Source organism: Desulfocucumis palustris (assembly GCF_002933875.1).
Lineage (GTDB): Bacteria > Bacillota > Desulfotomaculia > Desulfotomaculales > Desulfocucumaceae > Desulfocucumis > Desulfocucumis palustris.
In genome coordinates this window covers 1-382 of sequence record NZ_BFAV01000086.1, presented here as the reverse complement: position 1 = coordinate 382, position 382 = coordinate 1, and the positions used below count along the sequence as shown (strand labels likewise).

At 55.0% G+C, this 382-nt stretch carries 1 protein-coding gene; it reads left to right on the top strand.

Annotation, left to right across the window (positions count from 1 at the left end; translation table 11 throughout):
- A partial coding sequence (locus DCCM_RS06805; protein ID WP_133163949.1) for an RHS repeat domain-containing protein occupies nucleotides 1-382 on the top strand: 382 nt, incomplete at both ends.

Genomic DNA, 382 nt, shown 5'->3' with positions numbered 1-382 from the left:
GGATCTTAACAACAACACCATAACCTACGGCTACGAGGGAGATCTCCTAACCGGCGTAACGGACACCGCCGGCAGGACCACCGCCATCACCTACAATGAAGAAAACAAAATATCGAATATAAAAGACCAGCGGGAAAACCCCACCAGCTACACCTACGACAGTGAGGGAAACCTGGAAACCGTCACAGACCCCATGGGCTACATCACCCGCTATGGCTACGACCAAAACCACAACCTGGTGGAAGTCACCAGCCCCGCCGGCACCAAATACCGCCTGTCCTACGACGCGGAAGGCCACCTGACCGGAGCAGCCGACGGCTTAAACAACACCACGGAATTTACCTGGAACTTCCAGGATGGACTCTCGGAGTTAACAGACCCC